The 19,130-nt window shown below is 42.1% G+C and carries 19 protein-coding genes; 3 read left to right on the top strand and 16 right to left on the bottom strand.

Annotated elements, in window-relative coordinates; translation table 11 throughout:
* Nucleotides 1-72: 72 nt before the first annotated feature.
* The 13 genes from D2V05_RS08740 to D2V05_RS08680 form a co-directional block, all read right to left on the bottom strand.
* Complete coding sequence (locus D2V05_RS08740; RefSeq protein WP_036383475.1) at nt 73-507, bottom strand: Fur family transcriptional regulator; 435 nt, start codon at nt 505-507, stop codon at nt 73-75.
* A 39-nt stretch (nt 508-546) separates the two neighbouring features.
* Nucleotides 547-2,535, bottom strand: coding sequence for a heavy metal translocating P-type ATPase (locus tag D2V05_RS08735; RefSeq protein ID WP_051947305.1), 1,989 nt, complete (start codon nt 2,533-2,535; stop codon nt 547-549).
* A 79-nt stretch (nt 2,536-2,614) separates the two neighbouring features.
* Nucleotides 2,615-4,549 carry a heavy metal translocating P-type ATPase gene (locus D2V05_RS08730; protein WP_036383473.1) on the bottom strand — a complete coding sequence of 645 codons (1,935 nt, stop codon included), beginning with the start codon at nt 4,547-4,549 and terminating at the stop codon, nt 2,615-2,617.
* On the bottom strand, nt 4,546-4,908 hold the full coding sequence (locus D2V05_RS08725; protein ID WP_036383471.1) for a SpoIIAA family protein: 363 nt from the start codon (nt 4,906-4,908) through the stop codon (nt 4,546-4,548). Before D2V05_RS08725 ends, D2V05_RS08730 begins: the two co-directional genes overlap by 4 nt.
* 81 nt (nt 4,909-4,989) lie before the next feature.
* Nucleotides 4,990-5,760 carry an AlbA family DNA-binding domain-containing protein gene (locus D2V05_RS08720; protein WP_036383468.1) on the bottom strand — a complete coding sequence of 257 codons (771 nt, stop codon included), beginning with the start codon at nt 5,758-5,760 and terminating at the stop codon, nt 4,990-4,992.
* Between the two features lie 42 nt (nt 5,761-5,802).
* Nucleotides 5,803-6,021 carry an SHOCT domain-containing protein gene (locus D2V05_RS08715; RefSeq protein WP_036383466.1) on the bottom strand — a complete coding sequence of 73 codons (219 nt, stop codon included), beginning with the start codon at nt 6,019-6,021 and terminating at the stop codon, nt 5,803-5,805.
* A gap of 27 nt (nt 6,022-6,048) precedes the next feature.
* A complete protein-coding gene (locus D2V05_RS08710) occupies nt 6,049-6,420 on the bottom strand; it encodes a SpoIIAA family protein (RefSeq protein WP_036383464.1) in 372 nt (123 codons plus the stop codon).
* Between the two features lie 34 nt (nt 6,421-6,454).
* Nucleotides 6,455-6,877 (bottom strand): Fur family transcriptional regulator, encoded by a 423-nt coding sequence (locus tag D2V05_RS08705; protein WP_036383462.1) that lies wholly within the window; start codon nt 6,875-6,877, stop codon nt 6,455-6,457.
* Between the two features lie 10 nt (nt 6,878-6,887).
* A complete protein-coding gene (locus D2V05_RS08700; protein ID WP_036383461.1) occupies nt 6,888-7,226 on the bottom strand; it encodes a P-II family nitrogen regulator in 339 nt (112 codons plus the stop codon).
* A 115-nt stretch (nt 7,227-7,341) separates the two neighbouring features.
* A complete protein-coding gene (locus D2V05_RS08695; protein ID WP_036383460.1) occupies nt 7,342-8,604 on the bottom strand; it encodes an efflux RND transporter periplasmic adaptor subunit in 1,263 nt (420 codons plus the stop codon).
* An 18-nt stretch (nt 8,605-8,622) separates the two neighbouring features.
* Nucleotides 8,623-13,023 (bottom strand): CusA/CzcA family heavy metal efflux RND transporter, encoded by a 4,401-nt coding sequence (locus tag D2V05_RS08690; RefSeq protein WP_036383459.1) that lies wholly within the window; start codon nt 13,021-13,023, stop codon nt 8,623-8,625.
* Between the two features lie 118 nt (nt 13,024-13,141).
* A complete protein-coding gene (locus D2V05_RS08685) occupies nt 13,142-13,537 on the bottom strand; it encodes a hypothetical protein (RefSeq protein ID WP_225604828.1) in 396 nt (131 codons plus the stop codon).
* Between the two features lie 301 nt (nt 13,538-13,838).
* A complete protein-coding gene (locus D2V05_RS08680; protein WP_036383457.1) occupies nt 13,839-14,168 on the bottom strand; it encodes a hypothetical protein in 330 nt (109 codons plus the stop codon).
* Between the two features lie 539 nt (nt 14,169-14,707).
* On the opposite strand from D2V05_RS08680, the gene D2V05_RS08675 reads away from it, so the two are divergent.
* The gene (locus D2V05_RS08675) at nt 14,708-14,935 is read left to right on the top strand and encodes a hypothetical protein (RefSeq protein ID WP_119647249.1); all 228 of its coding nucleotides are present in this window, start codon (nt 14,708-14,710) and stop codon (nt 14,933-14,935) included.
* 41 nt (nt 14,936-14,976) lie between these two features.
* Here the strand turns inward: D2V05_RS08675 and D2V05_RS08670 are convergent, their stop codons facing one another.
* Complete coding sequence (locus D2V05_RS08670; protein WP_119647248.1) at nt 14,977-15,453, bottom strand: hypothetical protein; 477 nt, start codon at nt 15,451-15,453, stop codon at nt 14,977-14,979.
* A 357-nt stretch (nt 15,454-15,810) separates the two neighbouring features.
* Complete coding sequence (locus D2V05_RS08665; RefSeq protein ID WP_072882442.1) at nt 15,811-16,233, bottom strand: Lrp/AsnC family transcriptional regulator; 423 nt, start codon at nt 16,231-16,233, stop codon at nt 15,811-15,813.
* Between the two features lie 120 nt (nt 16,234-16,353).
* On the opposite strand from D2V05_RS08665, the gene D2V05_RS08660 reads away from it, so the two are divergent.
* Nucleotides 16,354-17,070: a sulfite exporter TauE/SafE family protein gene (locus D2V05_RS08660; protein WP_119647247.1), complete on the top strand. Its 717-nt coding sequence runs from the start codon at nt 16,354-16,356 to the stop codon at nt 17,068-17,070.
* A gap of 138 nt (nt 17,071-17,208) precedes the next feature.
* Here D2V05_RS08660 and D2V05_RS08655 read toward each other — a convergent pair whose 3' ends face one another.
* On the bottom strand, nt 17,209-17,796 hold the full coding sequence (locus D2V05_RS08655; RefSeq protein WP_119647246.1) for an RNA polymerase sigma factor: 588 nt from the start codon (nt 17,794-17,796) through the stop codon (nt 17,209-17,211).
* 115 nt (nt 17,797-17,911) lie between these two features.
* Between D2V05_RS08655 and D2V05_RS08650 the strand changes: the two genes are divergently transcribed.
* Nucleotides 17,912-19,063, top strand: coding sequence for a FecR family protein (locus D2V05_RS08650; protein WP_119647245.1), 1,152 nt, complete (start codon nt 17,912-17,914; stop codon nt 19,061-19,063).
* Nucleotides 19,064-19,130 lie beyond the last annotated feature (67 nt).

Here is a 19,130-nt window from a genome sequence, read left to right as displayed (position 1 = left end):
GTTAAATAAGGTGGAAGAACCTTGAACTTGCCTCTTGGGCGCAAGGGTTCAAAGTTCTGGAACTCCCACCTGTTATTTTTCCTTACATTTCACGCATATCCCTTTTAATACCAAGTTGACATCGTTTATTTTATAATCACTTGGTAAACTTTCTTCCGGTATTTTATTTGGCAAACAGATTGTTTTCTTACATTCGGTACAATGAAAATGCAGATGTAAATCCGAACCATATTTACCTTTAACGTTTTCATCAGAAATTGCAAATTTTGCCACTCCGGTTCCATCATTAATCTGATGAATAAGTCCCTTCTCCTCAAAAATCTTAAGGTTGCGATAAAAGGTCGTTCTGTTTGCTGTCTTATTGGTTTCGCTCTTTTCGGCAAAGACCTTTTTTAAATCGGAAAAGGACACGGCACTTTGCTTCCTTCTCAGATACCTGTATATCTTGGACCTCATTTGAGTAGGGCGAATACCGTGACTTGACAATATTTTTTCCGTTTTGTTCATTTTTTAATCTTGATTCAAAGGCAATCTCCTTTATTGGATTTATTTTTTATAGGCGAGCAAACGCAATGCATTGACCACCACTACCAACGTAGAGCCTTCGTGAACCGCCACGGCTATGCCGATACTTGCCCAGCTCATTATGGTCGCAGGAATTAAAAGGGCAACAACCCCCAAGCTAACCCATAAGTTTTGCTTGATTATCGCCTTCGCTTTTCTGCTCAAACCGATGGCAAAAGGCAAGGTTTCCAGTTTGTCTGCCATTAGTGCTATATCTGCGGTCTCTAAAGCCACGTCGCTTCCCGCCGCACCCATTGCAATACCAACGGTACTGTTTGCCATAGCAGGGGCATCATTGACCCCATCACCTATCATTGCCAGTTTATTTTCCTGTTCCGCAAGTTTTTTGATGGCCTCCACTTTTTCTTCGGGAAGCAGACTTCCGCGAGCTTCGGTCAAACCGATTTCCTCGGCTACAGCGTCGGCTACTTTCTGGTTGTCGCCGGTAAGCATTATCATTTTCTTGATGCCTATTTCCTTTAGTTGGGCAAGGGTTTCCTTGGCTTTTTCCCGTGGCGTGTCCATTAGCCCCAGCATCCCTATAAATTCATTGCCCCTTTTTATTAGCATCGTGGTCTTTCCTTCCCCTTCAAGCGCTCTTACCTTTTCTGATACATCGCTGGGAACACCTTTATCAATATCCTCAAAAAGCTCAAGGTTGCCTATGTAAATGGAATTCCCTTGATAGTTTGCCTTTATGCCCTTGCCCTGTACGGCTTCCAAATCATCGGCATCGGGAATTTTGGTGTCCTTCCCAAGCCGCTCCATCCCATCCCTTACAACAGCCTTTGCCAGGGGATGGTCACTCAGTTCCTCAACCGCAATCGCGATTTCCAACAGTTCCTTTTTATCTATACTGCCAAAACTTTCGACGTCGGTAAGCTTTGGTTTTCCTTCGGTAAGTGTTCCCGTTTTGTCAAAAGCGAGAGCGGTAAGTACCCCTAAGTCTTCCAAGGGGCGACCGCCTTTTATCAAAACCCCGCCTCGTGCTGCTCTTGCCACACCACTCAATACAGCAGATGGCGTAGAAATGGCCAGGGCACAAGGACTGGCTGCCACAAGTACCGCCAGGGAACGGTACAGGCTTTCATTCCACGTTTCATCGATGACCAAAAAAGCAAAATTTAATACTATGACCAATAAGATTACCGATGGCACGTAGTACCGCTCAAACTTGTCTGTCAATAATTGTGTGGGCGATTTTTGGTCCTGGGCCTCTTGAACCATAGTGACCAAGCGGTTGAGGGTAGAATCTTTTGCCTCTTTAATCACCTTTATTTCGAGGGTATTGTTGCCATTGATAGTTCCTGAAAATACACGGTTCTCGTCGGGAATATCGCTTTTTGCTGTATATTCCTTATCGGGATTTTCTATTGGTGTTTTGTCCACTGGAACGCTTTCCCCGGTAATGGGTGACTGGTCTATACTACTATTGCCCTTTACAATAACACCATCAGCAGATATTTTACTGTTGGGGCGTACCACGATAGTATCACCTATCTGTAACTCTTCTATACCGACTTCAACGGTATCGTCATCCTTCTTTAATAGTGCGGTTTTAGGCGCAAGGTCTGTTAACGCTGCAATGGATTTCTTGGCCTTGCCCATTGCATAGTTTTCCAGTGCGTGACCCAAACTAAACAGGAACAGCAACAAGGCACCTTCTGCCCATTCGCCCAAATAGGCGGCTCCTGCAGCTGCGACCAGCATCAGGAAATCGATTTCAAATCCGCCCTTGGAAATCTTGACGATGGCCTCCTTCAAGGTAAAATAGCCACCGAAAAAGTAGGCCGCAATATAGAGCCAAAAAGGAATGTTTTCTGAAACCCCGGTAAATTTCTCCAATAGGAAACCCGTAATTAGTGTGACCCCGCTTAAAATAGCAAAATAGAGTTCGGTGTTTTTGCCGAAGATGCCGCCGTGGTCGTGGTTGTGGCCATCGTCTTTGCTGTGTTTTTCCTTGTCTTTCATATTATTAATGGTTTTGTTATCGTTAATTAAGATTTAATCCAGTTTTGGGCTTGTAATTTGTTAAAGGTTAACATTTTTGCTATTTCCAATTCATTTTTTGCAAACGTATTGCATTGAGAATGGCAACGAACGAAACACCTACATCGGCAAACACAGCCTCCCACATCGTAGCCAAACCGATGGCACCCAAAATGAGAAAAATCCCTTTTACCCCAAAAGTAAGACCAATATTTTGCCATACGATACGGCGTGTTGAGCGTCCAATTTGGATTCCTCGGGCCATCCTGCTCGGCTGGTCGGTCTGGATGATAACGTCTGCGGTCTCTATGGCCACATCGCTGCCCAAACCACCCATTGCAATACCCACATCACTGGCTGCGAGCACGGGTGCATCGTTGATGCCGTCGCCCATAAATGCTACCGTGGATTCAGGTTGTTCCTTGAGCTTTTCGACCTCGTTGAGCTTATCTTCGGGTAGCAAGCCGCCTTTGGCCCAATCAATATTCAGTTCCTTGGCAACTTGTTGGGTTATGGAATCCTTGTCTCCAGAGAGCATTATGATTTTAGCTATTCCGGCCACCCGAATCTGTTGAATGGTGTGATGCGCGTCTTCCTTAAGTTCATCGGCAATGGTCACATAGCCTGCGAATTTTCCATCGATGGCGACCATCACTATAGATTCGACTATCACATCGGTTTCAGGTGGAACATCAACACTATTGGAAGTCATCAATGCTTTGTTGCCGACCAAGACCTGCTTATGGTTGACTGTGCCCTTTAATCCCTTACCGGCAACTTCAGAAACTTCGGATGCCTTAAAATCAGTACCGTCCGCTTTGTATTCCAGAATTGCCTTTGCAATGGGGTGGGTAGATTGTTCTTCCATCGCCATCAGGTATTTCATAAATTCCACTTCCGCAAAAGCGGATGTATTTATCACTTCCTTAATCTTAAAGACCCCTTTGGTAACGGTTCCGGTTTTGTCCATCACCACAGTATTCACTTTGGTCATTGCATCGAGAAAGGATGCACCTTTGAACAGGATTCCGTTGCGCGATGCCGCACCCAGACCGCCGAAATAGCCCAGTGGAATGGAAATGACCAAGGCACAAGGGCAGGAAATCACCAAGAAAATTAAAGCTCGGTATAGCCAATCCCTAAACACATATTCATCGACAAAAAAGTATGGTAACAAAGTGAGTCCGATAGCAAGGAAAACCACGATGGGCGTATAAATCCGTGCAAACTTCCTAATAAATAATTCGGTCTTTGATTTCCGGGCCGTGGCATTCTGTACCATCTCCAGAATACGGGCGATGGAACTGTCCTTGAATTTCTTGGTGGTTTCTACTTCGATGACACCGTCGAGATTGATGCTTCCCGCAAAGACTTTTTCGTTCTGTGTTATGGTGTCGGGTTTGCTTTCGCCAGTAATGGCAGCTGTATTGAGCGATGCTTTGTTTGATAGCAGTTTGCCATCCAATGGGATTTTTTCGCCCACCCGTACCTGTATCTTCTCGCCAATATTGACCGTTTCGGGATTGACGGAAACGAAGTCCCCATTACGATAGACCAATGCCTCGTCCGGTCGTGCATCCAGAAGTGCCCTAATGTTTCCTTTGGCACGGTTTACGGCAGCATTTTGGAACAGTTCGCCCACGGCATAGAACAACATCACGGCAACGCCCTCTGGATATTCGCCTATGGCAAATGCTCCCAAGGTTGCGATGGACATCAGGAAAAATTCTGTAAAGAAATCGCCATTTTTAATACTTTCCCATCCCTCCTTGATGACGGGAAAGCCAACAGGGATGTAAGCCACCGTGTACCACACAATCCTGACCCATCCCTTAAAGAAAGGAAAGGCATCGAAATAGTCAATGGCAATACCAACTATGAGCATCACAAAGCTGAAAATTGCCGGTAAATAGGTTTTGAGCTTTTTTTCGGTTGCTGAAATTACAGTGGACTGTTTCCCTTTTAGCTCCCGTAGCTGTAGTTTTTTCTTTTTCATCCTTTTGTTGAGACCCAGGTCATTGCCTGCTCTTTATTTTTACTATCAAAAAATTTAACTTCAGACTTTATGAAAAAATCAGTTGCCTTCGCGGCCCATTCCTGCCATTTTTTATTGCCCACAAAGGCCATCTTGCCATAATCTCCCAAATGAGCCGAATCAATCTTTAGGTCTTCCCAAAAGCCTTTAAGGGTATAGCCTTTTAAATCTTCCATTTCAAAATAGAAATCCACTTTATGCCCTTTTTCTATGATGTTGTGGATAAGCGGATGCATCTTTTCCATATCCTTTTCCGTAAGTTTCCCGCTGATTTTAGCGGCAATAAGATGTTCTTGTTCTAAGTTTATTATCTGTAACATATTTGTATATCTTTATATTAATCTATTTAAAATATTAGTGCGTTGTATGTGCAAATATCCATTGGCCTACACTTACTTTTCTTAATTATAAAGCGCCTTCTCTTTTCCTAAGTGCAAGATGGCTTCGGGCAAATCGAGTTCGCGCGTTCCGTTGCCCGTTCTAATATAAAACCGTGACCTCCCGTCTTGACTTAGATAGACTGGTGTTTTGGCCGGGTCTATTTCTATGTAGCACACGTCATTTTCTCCATATCTGTAAAAAGATACATTTACAGCCGTACATAAATGGGTTCCCAATTTTAAAGATATCAACTGCATCAGGTATTGCTCAAAACCATCTGTACCCGGTTTTTTCAAGGTGTCAAAATCCTGGTTTAGACCGAGGATGTTGCCGTTATCGTCTACTCCTATAAGCAAATTACCACCGTTGGTGTTCATAAAACCCGCTATGGTCTTGATAATTACAAATTCCAACTGTTTATTCACTTTGGATTGACGTAAATCCCATCGCAGACTTGATTTGAACTCCACCAAATCATTCTCGCCTTTTTTAATGAGTTCCAGCAGGGTTTGCCCATCCATCCGTTTCCTGTTCAGTTGAAAAATCTTTTTTCTGAAAAAGACCATCAAGGCAAGGCTGCTTCCCAATATTCCGAACAACAGGTTTTTAAGGACTTGGTCAACATCGGTAAAACCCCATACGGTTTCAAAAGCCTCGCCAAGATAGCTTGGCCAGTGACCGGAATCGCCCGACCGGTCAAAGAGAAAAAGGGATAGGCCCAAGGGTTGCAGTATAAAGACCCCAAAGGCAAAGCCTGCCAAAAGCCATATCCCTATTTTTCTTCTTTGCATAGATAACGGTGTTATGGTCGTTCGGTCAAAAGCAAAACACTGTTATTTTTTGTCCTTTAACAGGAACGTCTTGCGTTTCTCAAACTCCTCTTCGTCGATTTCGCCGCGGGCGTACCGCTCCCTCAGGGCTTCCATTGCCCTGTCCTTTCTGTTTTTCTGTCCCGGTGTGGGGTAGGGAATCAGGAATATCCAGAAGATGAGGATTATCCATAACCCCCACCATATCCAGTGCATTCCCCCAAAATACCAATCGTCCATCATAATTTTCTAGATTTAAAGATTCATGTTTCAGTTACTATTGCTATTGCTTGTTTGTTCGAGCCAGTTGTTGGCCATGTTTCCATCTTCAGGTCCGAAATATTTTATGTGGGCTTCACTAAACGGCAATAGCGATTCGGTAAACCGTTCTTGCCATGTTTTTTCGCCCACCAAGGCTATTTTCTTAAGCCGTGCTTCTTCGGGAAAGGAAATATCCAACCTCTCACCGCTGCTTTTCTTCACTCCTTTTTTGCGAGGCTCCATTTCCATATACCAAGCGGGCAGTTCATTGCTTTTCAAATGTTCATTCAGGGCCTTGACTAAGGTCGCCCCATCATCGGCATCCAGCTCTTGATCTGCGATGGTATATAAGATTTGGTCTTTTTTATAGATTGCTATCATCGTCGTATTCTTTTGATATTATTGTCCTTAAAGGTTACTCCAAATTGCCATTGCATTTATTGCATACTCCCGTTACGACCAGATTGATATCCTCTGCCATATATCCTTGGGGCAGGTTTACCTGCGGGATTTTACGGTCGGTCAAACAAACGGTCTCGTTGCACCGGGTGCAATGAAAATGCAGGTGCAGGTCGTTGCCCACCTCACATTCACAGTCTTCCTCACAGAGCGCATATTTCATAATGCCCGTACCGTCCTCTATTTGATGTACGATGCCTTTTTCCTCAAATGTTTTCATCGTCCGGAAAAGGGTACTCCTTTCCGACTTCTCGAAGAAACTCTCCAATTCGCCCAAACTGATGGCCACCTCGTTTTCCAGTAACTTTTTATAGGTCAACAGACGCATCGGGGTGGGTCGTATTCCCTTGCTCTCCAATTTTTTGACGATTTTTTCCATGTGCGATGGGTCAGAGGTCGTACCGTTTTAAGGATTCCCCCGTTTTGATCTGGAAGGCATCCTCAATATCCGATAAATAGATGATACCGTCCCCTGGGTCGGGCGTTTTACCGTTTTCCGTAATAATATCGATTGCCGATTGTGCTTCTTCATTTTGACATACCAGCTCCACTTTTACCACCGGACTATCGGTTACGTGAAAATCCAATGAGGGCTTCGCGCCTTTTGCTTTGAATGCTCCAGTACCCTCCGCCTGTGAAAGCGTCATACTTTTAAAACCTTTATCGCTAAGGGCTTCGATGACCCTTTGTATCCTGTTCGGTTTAACAAATGCTTTTATTTCTTTCATTTTTAAAATGTTTAAATTTTTAATCGATTTTGAACCGAGCCTGTTCTTTAATTTTTAACTAACTAAATTAAGTCGATAAACAAACTCGGAATCAAAATCCTTGATTTTTAGAGAATTAATGTCCGTGCTCCAATTCGCCTTTCACCATTTCTGAAGAAAGAGTATAGGCCCCATTTGTTACTATTTTGATATTTTCGGGTGTTCCTGCAGGCAGGTTAACTTCAACAAACCCCAGATCGTTGACCCCCGTGCTCACGGGGATGCGTTTATATTTCATTTTATTTTCAACAGGTTCTTCATCCTCATCCATGATGAAGATATAAGACTGTTCACCTTCCTGGACAATAGCTTCCTCGGGAACAGCAAAGCCTGATTTTTCTCCTTGTACAATTCTTCCCTCCACATACATTCCGGGCAAAAGGTCCTTGTCTTTATTCTCGATATCTGCCAATACCTCTATGGCCTTCGGATCGCTCTCAAACGTCTGCCCTATGGAACGCACGGTGGCCTTTAACAATTCATTAGGTTTTGAGGCTGTTGAAAAATAAATCTGTTGTCCCTCCTTGACCTGCTTGATGTCCTTTTCATATACTTTGAAATTGACATAGATTTTCGAATTATCGCTTATCGAGAACATTTTGGATTGTGGGGCCACATAATCGCCCAGGCTTACCATTACTTCGCCCACATAGCCACTAATGGGCGTAATAATGGGGATGGCAGAATAGATCTCCCCTTCGGCCACTTTGGAAGGGTCCAGTCCCAACAAGCGTAGTTTGGACTTTAGGCCGTTTACACTGGAAGTGGTGGAACGAAATTTGGATTGCGCCATTTGGAATTCCTTGCCAGAGGAAACCCCTTTGTCATAGAGGGTCTTTTTGCGCTCAAAATCCTGCTTTAAAAATACCAGTTCGTCATTCTTTTCCTGGTATTCCTGTTGCATGGCGATGATATCCGGGTGTTCTATATAGGCCAACACCTGTCCCTTGCGCACAATGTTGCCCGGTACTACCTTGATCGAGCTAACATTTCCACCAATAAAGGGACTAATGTTTGCCCTGTCCTGTGGGAAGAGTTCGAGTGTTCCTGTTACCTTAATGTTGTTCCCTAAATTACGTTCCTCCAGAGGTTTCGTTTCCAGACCGATGGTTTCGGCCTGTTGTTTTGTAAGTTCAACAACACCTTCTTCCCCTTCTTCCCCTTCGTGGCCACCTTCTTCTTCGTCGTGACCCTCTTCTCCGTGCGCATCTTCTCCAGGTGCTTCGGTTTTTGATACGCCTTCCGTTTCGTTATGCCCAAGCTCGGATTTTGGGGCATCGTTACAGCTCAGAAACATAAGTGTCAATAATACGGTACTAACTAATAGTATATTCTTCATTTTTCTTTCTTTTTAAGATTATAGATTGCCCAATTGATATTGTATCTCAATGGCCTGTTGGTTATATTGGTTGATGAAATCCAAATGGTTTATTTTGATGTTGATGGCACTGTTGAGGATGGTGATATAGCTAATGTAGTCTATCTCACCTTCCTTGTTTGCCAGTTCGGCAGTGGTCAACTGTTCCTCTGCCAGTGGCAGTGCCGCTTCTTCATAGTACCTCAACGACTTCAACGTTTTGTCCTGGGCTTTGTACAGTTGGGAGACCAGGCTCTCGGTGGTCGCCTTTTGTGTCAAATACTGGTTTTCGGCCACCATGGCATCTGCCTTGGCCGCCCTTACCCTATTTTTTTGCGGAAGGAACCACAAAGGGATGCTGATGCCCGCCTGATAGGCATTGAACCCCGTAACATCATTATACTTGAGATTGTCATAGCTCAGGCTGAACTTTGGCAGGAACTGGGATTTTTCGACCTTTACGTTCGCTTTGCCCACTGCAGCGTTCTGAAGGTCGAATTGCAGCAACGGGTTATTGCTTATATCCAAAGTGTCCACAACCGATATTGGGTTTATGATCCCATAAGGCCCATCCATCGTATCAATGGAACCATCGATTCCCAGATATTGCTTCAATGCCCTTTTGGCAATCTCGATATCATCATAGGACTGTTGCTTTAACACCTGTATTTGTTGGTACTCCGAGGTAGCCGAAATATAGGCGAGTTTTCCGGTCTCACCGCTATCGTACCTTAATTTGGCCGCGCTTTCAAAATCGGCATAAATGCTGTCCAGCCGCTCGGCAAGCTTCAGGCGGGCCTTATTGTAGGCAATCTCATAATAGGCCTGCATCACATCCCGTACCAGCTGCTGCTCACTAAGGTCATAGAATTTCTCGCCCAGCTTGGTGCGTTCCTTATAGAACCTGGATTTTGAAAACCCGGAGAGCAGGTCAATGTTGCCCTGTTGTACCCCGAAGGTACGCAGATTTCCCTGATTCAGGCCTTGGTCTTCCCTGCCGGCATATAGAAACGTGCTGCCCAGGTCAAAACTGGTGCCCTTCAAGGCCTGTTCCCTGTCTATGAACGCTTGTCCTTCCTTTAGGGTGGGATAATTTTCCCTTGCCATTACTATAGCTTCATCTAAAGTCAAGGTTTGAGCGATGGGATTGTTTTGGGCCGATAGGTTACCAGATGATAAAAATCCTCCAACCAACAATAAAACTGGAATGATGGCTTGGCTTTTTTTGATATAACCCGTATCGTCACCATTATTTCTACGCTCCTTACGGGATTCCAACCAACTATAAAGTACCGGGACTACCACCAATGTTAAAAAGGTTGCCGTAATCAAGCCACCAATAACAACGGTTGCCAATGGTCGCTGCACTTCTGCACCACCGGAAGTAGAAATCGCCATTGGGATAAAGCCCATAATGGCCGCCGTTGCCGTAAGCAATATAGGGCGCAAGCGCTCGTGGGTTGCCTCGTAGATCCTGTCTTTTAAATTTGTCATACCACTTTCTTTTAAATCATTGAATTTGTTTATCAGTACCAGTCCGTTCAATACTGCAACACCAAAAAGCACGATAAATCCGACTCCTGCGGAAATACTGAATGGCATTCCCCGTATCCAAAGGGCAAACACGCCACCAATGGCTGCCAGGGGTACTGCCATATAAATCATTACCGACTGTGAGAACGAGCTCAAAGCAAAGTAGAGCAATATGAAAATTAGGAACAGTGCAATAGGCACTACGATCATTAATCGGTCGGTCGCCCTTTGAAGGTTCTCAAAAGAACCGCCATAGGTTATATAATACCCCGGGGGCAGTTTCAACTGGGCATCGAGCTTTTGCTGAACCTCCTCGACCATGGACTTGACATCCCTGCCCCGAACGTTTACCCCCACATAGATTCGCCGGTAGGTATTGTCCCTGGAAATCTGCATGGGCCCGGGTTTATAGCTGATGTCCGCCAATTCCTTTAGGGGCACTTGGTTACCACTGGGCAGGTCTATATACAGATTTTTAAGGTTGTTGATATCCTTTCGATAGTCCTCGGCCAGACGGATGACCACGTCAAAGCGCTTTTCGCCCTCGAATATGACACTTGCCGATTCCCCTGCGAAGGCGGCACTCACATAATCGTTGAGCTTGTCAATGGTAACCCCGTATTGCGCCATCTTTGCCCGGTTATAGACAACGGTCATCTGTGGCAGGCCACTGGTCGCTTCCGCCCGTACATCACCAGCGCCATCTACGGTTTGTATGATTGCCGCCATTTCCTGTGCCTTTTCGGCCAGAACATCCAGGTCCTCACCATAGATCTTGATGGCAACATCTTCCCGGACACCCGTCAACAGTTCATTGAAACGGAGCTCTACGGGTTGGGTAAACACGAAGTTCACCCCCGGGATAACCGAAATCTTTTCCTTTATTTTTTCTATGAGTTCTTCCTTGCTCTCCGCACTGGTCCATTTGCTCTTATCCTTTTCAAGGATGATGTAACTATCGGCAATGTCCATGGGCATGGGGTCGGTAGGGATTTCGGCCACCCCGATCCTCGAGATCATGGTCTTCACTTCGGGAAATTCATTTATCAAGTTCTGAAGTTTTTTTGAAGCTTCAATGGATTCGGTAAGGCTACTGCCCGGTTTTATCAGGGCCTGCATGGCAATATCGCCTTCATCCAGCTTTGGGATAAATTCACCACCCATAGTGCTGAATATAAATCCTGCGATTGCCAGTAAAGCAACTGCCCCTAAAACAATACCAGCCTTAAAACGCAATGCAAACGACAGCAATGGCTTATAGGCTTTGTTCAACCCTGCCATGATTTTATCACTGAACCTATCGATACTATTTTCAAATTTGGCAAACCAATGGTCCTGGTTTTTTGCAGGTTTCAGGAACAAGGCCGAAACCATAGGTACGTAGGTAAGGCATAGGATAATCGCCCCAAGTACGGCAAAACCAAAGGTAAATGCCATGGGACGGAACATTTTTCCTTCAACTCCGGTAAGGAAAAGGATTGGTGTAAATACGATAAGAATGATAAGCTGACCGAAAAAGGCAGAGTTCATCATCGTACTTCCCGATTCGTATGCCATTTCGTCCATTTCGGCCTGACCTATCGCTGCTTTTGATTTTTTCATCCGTTGATGGATATGCAATACCATACCTTCCACGATAATGACCGCACCATCCACGATAATCCCAAAATCGATGGCACCAAGGGACATTAAATTTGCCCATACGCCGAACTGTTTCATCAGGATAAATGCGAAGAGTAATGATAACGGGATTACCGAAGCGGTAATCAATCCGCCACGTAAACTCCCCAAGAGCAGTACAAGCACAAAGATCACAATCAATGAACCTTCAATCAAGTTCTTCTCTACCGTACTTGTGGTCCTGGCTATAAGTTCGGCACGGCTTAAGAACGGTTCAATATAAACGCCCTCGGGAAGCGATTTTTGTATCTCGTCAATTCGTTTTTCTACATTATTGATCACATTACTTGGGCTTTCTCCCTTTAACATCAAAATCTGACCTCCCACGGATTCGTGGCCATCTTGGGTAAACGCCCCATAACGTACCTGATTCCCATAGCCCACTTTCTGAGCGATATCACGTACCAGAACAGGTGTTCCATTTTGGGTAGTAACCACCGTATTTTCCAAATCTTCAAGGCTACTGGCCAAACCTTCGCCACGGATAAAGTTGGCCTGATGGTTTTTTTCAATATAGGCACCGCCTGTATTGGCATTGTTCACCTTAAGGGCTTCAAAAACCTGCCCCATGGTAATGCCAAAACTTTTTAGTTTGTCAGGGTTTATGGCCACTTCGTACTGCTTCACATAGCCCCCAAAAGCATTGACCTCGACCACACCGGGCACTAATGCCATTTGGCGTTTAACAATCCAATCCTGAATGGTACGAAGTTCCATTGCATCGTATTTATCTTCGTATCCTTCTTTTACCTTTAAGGTGTATTGGAATATTTCGCCCAGACCCGTAGTAATGGGTGCCATAAAAGGCGTACCAAAACCTTCGGGAATTTCCCCGGCGACTTCGGTCAATTTTTCTTGCACCAATTGCCGGGGAAGATAGGTGCCTGCTTCGTCCTTAAAAACAATGGTAACCACGGACAGCCCAAAACGAGATACCGAACGCAGCTCGATAACGTCAGGAAGGTTGGCCATTGCCAATTCTACAGGATAGGTAACAAATTGTTCAATATCCTCAGTACCTAAATTTGGGGCTACTGTAATAACCTGTACTTGGTTGTTGGTAATATCGGGGACAGAACCCAGATTTATAGTGGCCATAGACCAAATGCCCGTACCTACCAGTGCCACTATGAAGAGCCCAATAATAAACTTGTTATTAATGGAAAATGAAATGATTTTGTTAATCATAGTAAAAGTATTAATTCAGTTTAAACATCGCAATGCAATGAGATACAATGCGTTTATAATGTGATGCTTATTTTGAAAAGCATCACGTAAGGATATAGCTATCCTTAAAAAAACTGAATTATACTTTAGGTGGTTGGAAAAGCGATTCCAAATATCTGGAAGTGAAGTTTACTTTATATAAGTTAAACTGTTCTTTCCCTTCAAACTTTAATAGATTAATTAAAGCCGAATTGTTGTTCGCAATAATTAATACTAAAGGGTGGCAACATTGCTGATGGGAATGGATTGGTGTTTTCTGCTTACCAGAGTCATTATGGTGCCTTTCAGCTTTTGCTACGTTACCAAAGTAATCTTCAACTACATATTCAAGGAAAGAGTCACCATAAACTTTATGGTCTTGGTAATGGATTAGGATGCTTGAAATTTCTTTAATGGGTCCACAAAAGTCCATATCAATACTAATTCCCTGAAAAAAGAATAATAGCGACATTGATATGGAAAAAAGTGTTTTCATAAATTTCAACAAAGGTAAGAATTAATCGATGCACAGGTTGTGCAAAAACTTGAAAGCAGGGATAAAAGGTTTCATGAAGCACTAAAAACTAGTTATTCTGCAGATCCATAAATCTTTTGAGGGCGAAATAGGCTTTCCATAGGATAGGTCATATATATATATTATATCGTAAGATATCAGACATAAAATTGAGTGCCAAGAAATATATTTATAATATGATTGCCAAAAATTTCAAATTGCAAATATAACAATGATTACGTGCGACTGGGTTACAAAAGAACTTCAAAAATAGGGTAAGGTTTCAAATAGTCACTAAAATTAATAAACTGAAAAGGCTGAACAATAAGACAATAAGATTTCTAATAATATTAAAATTCTCCGTGCTTCCATCTCTCACTTTATCCATCAATGGACTACAAATCGTGTGCCTTACAAAAGTTATTACAGATTTGTTTATTTTCCCTTTGTTCTTTTTTGATGTTATTTTAAACAGAACTAGGTTTAATTCAATTCCCGCCTCGCCTTCTGATGCCCCTTCAAGGGTTATTGTTCCACTTGTAAAAGGAGGTAGACAGTCGTCCAAGTCCTTTTCGCTTGGGTAAACCGCCCTACGGATATCCTCTACAAGCAAACGTAATGGTTCGCTATTTTTCCTGAGTTCGCGAAGTCTTTCTTCTTCTGTAAACCGTCCATATTGAGCTGAAATTGGTACTGAAAAAAAGCAAAAAATGAGAAATAAGAGTGGAACGTGGCTTTCATATTCGGTAATTTTTAAATATTCAAAAAATTAGGGAAGCCAATTTTAGGGTAAGAAATACACACACCTCATTTTGAGTGGCTTTTAAAATGGGGGAGTTTTCCAATTTAGAAAATTTATTTGAGACCCCATTACAGGAAATCCACATAAAAACTGTGGTTTTCCCCTGTGTATATTTGCAAATGAATGCCCCGCATTACTTCAATCTCTTTGAAATTTTGATTATCATTGGTGAGAATAAAGTAATCACTCATTAGAATTACCTCTCGAAATCGAACTAATATCGAACTAATAAAAATATAATTAAATACAGTTAAATCAATATCAGTTATTTAATATAAAATAGACGATATACAGAATGGATATATACCTGCTTTAGCATTAACTGTTCGGAGGCCTATAATGGAGCAAGCTTGGAACAGGTCGAGATCCGCATTTTCAACAGACAGGACAATCGTTGGGATACCAAATTGTTGAACTACAGCGAAGCCAAGGGAAGTGGTGTCGACAGGTATTTTGAGATGGAGACCGAACCGCGTGAAAGTAGATTGAAATACCTAGATCAGCCTTATGAAGTAAGGGTACGGGACAGTGATGGGCAATGGAGCGATTGGACTTTTGGCTCCGTGGTAAGGGTATAAAATTCATTAATGGGCTATGCCCCACTTATTCAATATCTGAATCAACACCGTTTGTAAGTATATGTGATAACGACATCCTGATCATCCAAAAAATCATCCTGTTCCAGTACAAGACGGTTCTTGGTAAACTCTATGATTCGCATATCATTTCTGTTCTCGAAGCGTAGAATTTCGTTATTGATCAACTCATATTTGTCCGATTCCACCGTACTATATGGGTCAACTTCACCACAGAAAAGACCATTTTCATTAATTCTAAACTCGTTTTTTTCTCCAATTGCCCCTTCTGTAAAAAAGATTAAGTTGTCTTTAAGACATTGACGAATTTCGTTTGTGTTATATAGGTCAATGTTTACGGTCCCGTCACCATTGATATCAACGGCAGTATCGGAATCAATAGCCTCATATTCCCATTGGCCAAAAAGTGCCTCCTTCCTGTCATTAATTGAAACGTCATCATCTTTGCTACAAGAAGATATTACCAATATCACTCCAACTGTAATTGTGTATTTTCTCATGAGGCCAGATTTGGGATATAAACAAAGATATAAAAATAAGCCCTTCTAACTTTATCTTTTAAGAGGCATTGACGAATTCATAAAATGATTTCAGTTTATGTTGACTGTTTTTGGGAACTTCTTTCAACATAACCTATCACAATATAAAGAATTGTTTATCCTATGTATCTTTTTATATTGAGGACAGATCTCTTGCAGAGTTTATAACCAGACAAGCTCCAGAATATTATGCTTAGAACATTTTCTCAGGGTGGATTATATTTTATGTCTTAATGCAAAAAATTAAAATCAAAAAATCATTATATTATATTACATTTAAAATCGAATTATGCGGTTCGCAAATAAGTAAACAATGAATCACAAGTTCTTTTCAATATCGGATAGAATCAAAAGGGTTGTTGGACTTCCATAATTGATGAGCCTGTCCACAAAGTCCTGCAAATGTTTTTGGTCCCGCAGAATTGCTCTAATATGGATATTATACGGGCCGGTAATCCTATACGCCTCCTCCACTTCAACAAAGTCATGGATTTCCTCCAAAAAATACTTTAGTTTTCCATCGAAAATCTTTAGAAGGATAAAGACCTCCATCCCATATCCCAACAAGGCATAATTGACCTTGAGACTGTACGATTCGATTATGCCTAAATCTTCCAGCTTTTGAATCCTTTCCCTCACAGATGAAGGCGAAAGTGAAATGATTCTGCCGATTTCGGCAAATGAATACCTAGAATTCTTTCTCAGAAGACCAATTATTCGGTTATCTATTCCATCAACCATCTTTTCAACATATTTTTTGTCAAAATAACGCATATTCAATTAAATATACCTGTTTTCTCCAATTTTTCAATTTTTAAACCATTTTACAACCCACTAGCTTAGCCGTTCAATTTCTGGAACATGGATTTATTTTCACTTATTACTTTGACCATAGGTATTTTTGCAGGGTTTTATGTTCAAAGTGCCATGGGATTTGCAGGTTCTCTCATTGCACTTCCCATCTTATTATTGAAGTTTCAATTACCGGAGGCCATTGCCTACATTTCCCTATTCTATGTATTTTCAAGTATTTTCCTAATTTACAGGGAATGGGTTTTCATTGATAAAAAAACAATCCTTGACCTTTCCATAACATCAATTGTAGGGGTTGTTTTAGGGGTTTTGGTCCTCTCATATTCCAAGCCATTCTTTTTAAAAAAAATGCTTGGTGCCTTTATACTCGCATACGTGTTGTATTCCCTTCTAGGTAAGCGAGAATCGAATCTGGGGAATACCAGTATTTTAGGTCTTGGTATTTTGGCAGGTTTTTTCTCTGGGATATTCTCCACTGGGGGACCATTGTATATCATCTGCGTGGAGAATAGGATCAAGGAAATCAATACCATAAGGGCCACGATGATTGGCATTTTAGGACTTGTTACCCTTACCAGAATACCAACCTTGGCCTTAAATGGCATTTTAAATTTTGAGCAATGTAAATACGCCGCGATTATTTTTCCCATTTTCCTTTCCGCCCAGTTTTTGGGAAGAAAAACGTTCAAAAAATCAGGAAAGGCCCATTATAAAAAGAGCATCCTGTTTTTGCTAATGGTTTCAGGACTTTCATTATTATTCTAGTATAAAGAACAAAATTCATGTCCTGTAAAAAAATGATGGAAGAAATCCATTAACAACTAACGGTAGGATTGGCAAAAATTTGAATCAACTATAACCCTATCGGGGTCTATGAAGGATTGAACCTAGAACGATTCGTCATCACTTTGATCTGAAACCGATTACAGTGAACAAAATTTGAAATTTCTCATACAACTTTTCCTTGAGGATTTTATATGCATTGGAAAGATGGCCTTCCACGGTTTTGATGGAAATGTTGAGATAATCTGAAATTTCCGCATTGGTCAAACCTTCCTTTTTGCTCAAGACCAATACTTGTTGACATTTCTTGGGCAACAAGTCAATCTCCCTATCCATCAATTCAATCTTTCTGGATAGGTTTTCTTGGTGATCCTGTTGTGAAAGGGTTTCCATGGTCTCCGAATAGGTCCTCTCGAAAAAATAGGTTTCCTTTCTGTACTTTTTTACATGATCCAGGAATTTATTCTTCAATGAAAGATAAAGCCACCCCCTAAGAACCGTTTTTGCATTCAAAGTTTCCCTTTTTTGCCATAGTCCAAAAAAAGCTTCTTGGACCAAATCCTTGGCCAACAATTCGTCCCTACATAAACTTTTGGCATAAAAAAAGAGTTCGTTGTAATAAAGCTCAACAACCTTCTCGAATTCCTTTCGACTGCCCTTTTGGATTGCGATTAAATCAATATTTTCCCCGATATCATTGGAATCCATTGCACCTATCTTCTAAGTCCGATCAATATTATCAATATTTTTTGATTAAAACCAAGGGTTTGTCAATTTCAGATCGTTTAACAAATAACATTTTGGTAATCCGCATTTAACGATAATGAAAAATAAACATATCAAAAAAATTATTTTCAATTTCTTTGAAAACCCTTCAAACCCGGATGAAATTGAGCAATTGGCCCAATGGGTCAAGGACAATCCTTCTTCCTTTAAGGAATCGGCCGAGCTTCACTATTTGATAACACGGTCCCTAGGTCAGGAAAATGCCGAACAGTACAAAAAGGAATTACTGTCAAAATTTGACCTTTTAGTCAGGTCCAAAAGAAAAAGAAGACAGGCTTGGTTGCGGTATGCTGCAATTTTTATCGGGCTTATCGGAATATCAACATTGCTTTTGTTAAGAAACAATAGCCCAAAGACCGTTGGCCAACAGGAAGTCACCATTGTCCTGGACAATGGTACGACCAAGGAACTATCGAACAAGGATGCCTCAATTGTCACGCGTTCAAACAATATCATTGCTGAACAGGATGGATCTAAGATTGTATACAAAAAAGTTAGCATTGAGAACGATGATTTGGGCGAACCCTTGGTATACAATACCCTCAACGTACCCTATGGGAAGAAATTCGAGATTGTGCTTTCCGATGGAACCCAGGTCTATCTCAATTCCGGTTCTTCCTTGACCTATCCCACGGCATTTTATGCTTCGGGACCAAGGGATGTGGAATTGACAGGGGAAGCATATTTCACCGTAGAATCCGATTCCTTGCGCCCTTTCAGGGTCAAAACAAGGGAGTTGGACACTAAAGTTTTGGGCACTCAATTTAACCTATCCAGCTATCCCGATGACGAAACCGTTCAAGTGGTCTTGGTGGAAGGCAGTCTCTCGGTCAAAAGGAGCAATGGTTTCGAAGCATCACATCTCCTTTTAAAACCGAACCAAATGGCATTCTATTCCAATGGTCATAAAGAACTTCAACTGACCGATGTGGATGTCAGCAGGTACATTGCCTGGAAGGAAGGCATCCTGTATTTCAAAAACGAAGATTTCATCCACATTACCAAAAAATTGGAGAGGCACTACAATGTGGCCATCGAAATAAGGGGGGACCTTCTTAAAAGTGAACGGTACACGGGTCGCTTCAAAACGGAAACTATTGAAGAGGTCCTACAAGGATTCCAAAGAATCAAGGATTTTGCCTATAAGATAACCAACGATAAAATAATACTAACTCAGAAAAACAACTAACGCCTATGAACTAAACCTAAAAAAGAACCAGGAATTGCGGGAACAATCCCTGGTTTTCAAACAATTC

The organism is Flagellimonas pelagia (assembly GCF_003584135.1).
Classification (GTDB): Bacteria; Bacteroidota; Bacteroidia; order Flavobacteriales; family Flavobacteriaceae; genus Flagellimonas; species Flagellimonas pelagia.
This window is presented reverse-complemented; position numbering and strand designations above follow the sequence as displayed.

Coding starts and splice junctions, on each gene's coding strand:
- D2V05_RS08650 (WP_119647245.1), top strand. CDS start 17,912: ATGAAAAATAAACATATCAAAAAAATTATTTTCAATTTCTTTGAAAAC.
- D2V05_RS08665 (WP_072882442.1), bottom strand. CDS start 16,233: ATGGTTGATGGAATAGATAACCGAATAATTGGTCTTCTGAGAAAGAAT.
- D2V05_RS08720 (WP_036383468.1), bottom strand. CDS start 5,760: ATGCAAAGAAGAAAAATAGGGATATGGCTTTTGGCAGGCTTTGCCTTT.
- D2V05_RS08705 (WP_036383462.1), bottom strand. CDS start 6,877: ATGGAAAAAATCGTCAAAAAATTGGAGAGCAAGGGAATACGACCCACC.
- D2V05_RS08730 (WP_036383473.1), bottom strand. CDS start 4,549: ATGAAAAAGAAAAAACTACAGCTACGGGAGCTAAAAGGGAAACAGTCC.
- D2V05_RS08715 (WP_036383466.1), bottom strand. CDS start 6,021: ATGATGGACGATTGGTATTTTGGGGGAATGCACTGGATATGGTGGGGG.
- D2V05_RS08655 (WP_119647246.1), bottom strand. CDS start 17,796: ATGGATTCCAATGATATCGGGGAAAATATTGATTTAATCGCAATCCAA.
- D2V05_RS08690 (WP_036383459.1), bottom strand. CDS start 13,023: ATGATTAACAAAATCATTTCATTTTCCATTAATAACAAGTTTATTATT.
- D2V05_RS08740 (WP_036383475.1), bottom strand. CDS start 507: ATGAACAAAACGGAAAAAATATTGTCAAGTCACGGTATTCGCCCTACT.
- D2V05_RS08725 (WP_036383471.1), bottom strand. CDS start 4,908: ATGTTACAGATAATAAACTTAGAACAAGAACATCTTATTGCCGCTAAA.
- D2V05_RS08735 (WP_051947305.1), bottom strand. CDS start 2,535: ATGAAAGACAAGGAAAAACACAGCAAAGACGATGGCCACAACCACGAC.
- D2V05_RS08670 (WP_119647248.1), bottom strand. CDS start 15,453: ATGAGAAAATACACAATTACAGTTGGAGTGATATTGGTAATATCTTCT.
- D2V05_RS08700 (WP_036383461.1), bottom strand. CDS start 7,226: ATGAAAGAAATAAAAGCATTTGTTAAACCGAACAGGATACAAAGGGTC.
- D2V05_RS08710 (WP_036383464.1), bottom strand. CDS start 6,420: ATGATAGCAATCTATAAAAAAGACCAAATCTTATATACCATCGCAGAT.
- D2V05_RS08660 (WP_119647247.1), top strand. CDS start 16,354: ATGGATTTATTTTCACTTATTACTTTGACCATAGGTATTTTTGCAGGG.
- D2V05_RS08685 (WP_225604828.1), bottom strand. CDS start 13,537: ATGAAAACACTTTTTTCCATATCAATGTCGCTATTATTCTTTTTTCAG.
- D2V05_RS08695 (WP_036383460.1), bottom strand. CDS start 8,604: ATGAAGAATATACTATTAGTTAGTACCGTATTATTGACACTTATGTTT.